General features: G+C 35.5%; 2 protein-coding genes and 1 pseudogene. All 3 read right to left on the bottom strand.

The genetic code is table 11. From position 1 onward, the window contains the following. Positions 1-141: 141 nt before the first annotated feature. Positions 142-1,055 (bottom strand): annotated as a pseudogene (locus AB9N12_RS00035) (dihydroorotate dehydrogenase). Beyond that, complete coding sequence (locus AB9N12_RS00030) at positions 1,043-1,819, bottom strand: dihydroorotate dehydrogenase electron transfer subunit (RefSeq protein ID WP_369888917.1); 777 nt, start codon at positions 1,817-1,819, stop codon at positions 1,043-1,045. The pseudogene AB9N12_RS00035 and the gene AB9N12_RS00030 overlap by 13 nt, the downstream one beginning before the upstream one ends. A 76-nt stretch (positions 1,820-1,895) precedes the next feature. Further along, a complete protein-coding gene (locus AB9N12_RS00025; protein ID WP_369888916.1) occupies positions 1,896-2,366 on the bottom strand; it encodes a helix-turn-helix domain-containing protein in 471 nt (156 codons plus the stop codon). Positions 2,367-3,156 lie beyond the last annotated feature (790 nt).

The raw sequence follows: 3,156 nt of genomic DNA, 5'->3' as shown, positions 1-3,156 counted from the left end.
AGATTCTGAACGTAGCCGATTCCTCTAAACACAAACCTCTTTTTCATCTGCTATTATCTACTTGTTTATCCTTTCTTTATTTTAAAGGGAAATAGCATTTTTCTTGCAAACTTAATGCGAAGGGCTAGTGTATGTTTTCAATTATACCTCAAGCGCACCAATTATTTCCTTTACAGACTTACATCCGTGTCTTTCTAAGTAATTATTTATACCATCTTCCACTTTGATAGTAACAGCAGGATCTATGAAATTTGCTGTACCAATCTGGATGGCTGTCGCACCTGCAAGCATAAATTCGACAGCATCGCTTCCAGTTCATAATACCTCCCAATCCAATGACAGGAATATTTACCTCCTTAGCAACCTGCCATACCATACGTAACGCGATCGGTTTTACGGCTGCTCCCGACATTCCGCCTGTTATAGTTGATAAAATAGGGCGTTTACGTTCCGCATCAATCGCCATACCCAGCAATGTATTGATTAATGACACACTATCTGCACCACTTTCTTCTGCTGCACGAGCTATTTCAGTGATGTCCGTAACGTTTGGGGAGAGTTTTACGATAAGTGTCTTTTTGTAAACTGAACGCACAGCTTTTACTACTTCTGAAGCTCCTTTTGCTGACACACCAAAAGCCATACCACCTTGCTTCACATTAGGGCAAGAGATGTTTAATTCTATAGCAGTAATTTTGTCAAGCTCATTAATGATTTCAGCTGTTTTTACATAATCTTCGATAGCAGCTCCTGAAACGTTTACAATCATATTCGTTTGGATGTCTTTTATACGGGGATATATATGCTTCACAAAGTAATCAACACCCTTATTTTGCAGTCCCACAGCATTTAACATCCCGGAAGGAGTCTCCGCCATACGCGGATAAGGGTTTCGCTTCACGTTTGTGAAGAGTAGTCCCTTTTACAATAATACCGCCTATTCGCGCTATATCAATGAAGTCGGAGAACTCTTCACCATATCCAAATGTACCGGATGCTGTCATCACCGGGTTTTTCATTCGTAATTCACCAATGTTTACACTCAAATCTGCCATAGTAGTTTATTTATATTAAAAACAAGACCTTCTTTACATACACATAAATGACCTTCTGTCGTATTTTCCACACAGCATAAACATGCTCCGATACCACAAGCCATTGTATTTTCCAAAGATACTTCACATTCTATCTGATTGCTCTTGGCATATTTTGCCACAGCCATCATCATCGGTTTGGGGCCACAAGTATAAATCTGCTCAAACCGTACCTTATTTAATATAGAATGTTGAGTAACATATCCTTTTTCTCCATGGCTACCATCTTCCGTAGTAGTATACACCTCTCCATATTTGGCAAACTCTTCTAACTGCAACAGATCTTTATCGCTGCGGGCACCTAACAGGAATGTAGGTTTATGCCCCTTTTTAACCAACTGCTCACCTAAATAAAGCATAGGTGCTGTTCCGACACCTCCACCAACTAATAAGAGCTTATCAGAAGCCTCCAAAGGTATTGTATATGCATTTCCCAGCGGAAGCACTACATTTATTGTTCCACCGGGACTAACATCTGCCAAACGTCTTGTTCCATCACCAACCAGCTGGATTAGAAACCAGACCTCATTTCGCTGTTTATCTACAAAATTAATAGAAATGGGACGCCGTAAGAATGTAGTAGGCGAACCATCCACACGGAGTTCGGCAAACTGTCCAGGTAACATTTCGGGCAGTAATGACTGAGAGGTCAATTTTAGCAATACATAGTTTGCATGCAATCTGATATTCTCGGTCACTGTCAGATCTAAAATAAATTTCTTCATGTATGGATATAAAAGTATAAATTCGTATTCTAAGTGCAAAGATACAGGAAATTGCTCAAACCACCGATTTTACTCTTTATTTTTCAGGTCGAAACGTCTCATAGGTGTTATCATCGAAAAATATTCTTATTTCTGTGATTTTTCTAGCAGGCTTTTCTATATACCTAATATCCTGATTTACAATCTCTTGATGGGCATTTTGGGTATTTCTTAATGGCATTTCCTTGCGATTTTCCAGAAGAGTCGGCTCTTTGGACGGATTTACAGGATTCTCGTCGAATAAAGAAGGTAGATAATTCTGGTTAGAGGAAGAAAAGGAAGTTCCTTCTTCCGATACCATCATTTCACCCTTACCATAAAGTAACCATTCAAGGTTTATATAGTCATACTTTTGATGCACCTTCATGACGACCTCTAAACTGGGTTTATTCCGATCGTTCAAAATGTGAGAGAGAGTAGATTGTTGCACTCCAATTGTTTCAGCAAAAACTCTAGGAGGAACTTTTTCTCTTTCCATTATCATTCTTATTCTGTCCTTTATTTCCATACTGACCTTCTTTTTATTACAATTGTATGTATTATGTATCTATTTCACAAAAATATGCACTACCTTATCGAATGTACAAAGGTAATTATTTGAATTCACAAAAGCAAATTACAAATATAAAAATGAAATATCACAAGAGTAATTTCACTTTATACGAATCGTATATTACGCTTATATATAGGATAAAAATGAATTATTACGGATATATAGTTTCAATTTAATTAAATAATATAAAGCACAGATATACAGAAATATATTTAATAATAAAACGCAGATTATACAGGAATGTTACAAATATACATACCACACAGAGAAAACATCTATAGTATAAATTGAGATAATGAATCATATAATATTGATTTATAATAAAATAATACAGATAAAAGTATTTGTTAATGCCTAAATAACTACCTTTGTATATTTGATATTATTTTTGTAAACATCTGAATATACTATTGTGAATACCATCTACTGATTACATCTGAAATTACTTCACACGCGTACACGATACATTTGTAACTACATAAATGCACAAAGGTAAATATTGATAGTTGCAAAAGCAATAAAAGGAAGAGATCAACTCATACTTCACCAATGTATATTGCTATTTTTTTCTAATCATCCTTTACAATCTCCTCTAAAAAGAAAATCCTTGCAATATTTCTATACCGATCTCCACTTATTTATTTTTTTTCGATTCCAGGAGGCTCTTTTTCAGCATAAACAAATGAAATACAGAGATTTACTTCTATAATTCAGATTCTCTTTTTCTATTAAACTAGAAAAAATG

Origin of the sequence: Bacteroides sp. AN502(2024) (genome assembly GCF_041227145.1) — a bacterium.
Lineage (GTDB): Bacteria > Bacteroidota > Bacteroidia > Bacteroidales > Bacteroidaceae > Bacteroides.
This window is presented reverse-complemented; position numbering and strand designations above follow the sequence as displayed.

Excerpts from the sequence above, each read along its gene's own strand:
- AB9N12_RS00025 (WP_369888916.1), bottom strand. The coding sequence starts at position 2,366 with ATGGAAATAAAGGACAGAATAAGAATGATAATGGAAAGAGAAAAAGTT.
- AB9N12_RS00030 (WP_369888917.1), bottom strand. The coding sequence starts at position 1,819 with ATGAAGAAATTTATTTTAGATCTGACAGTGACCGAGAATATCAGATTG.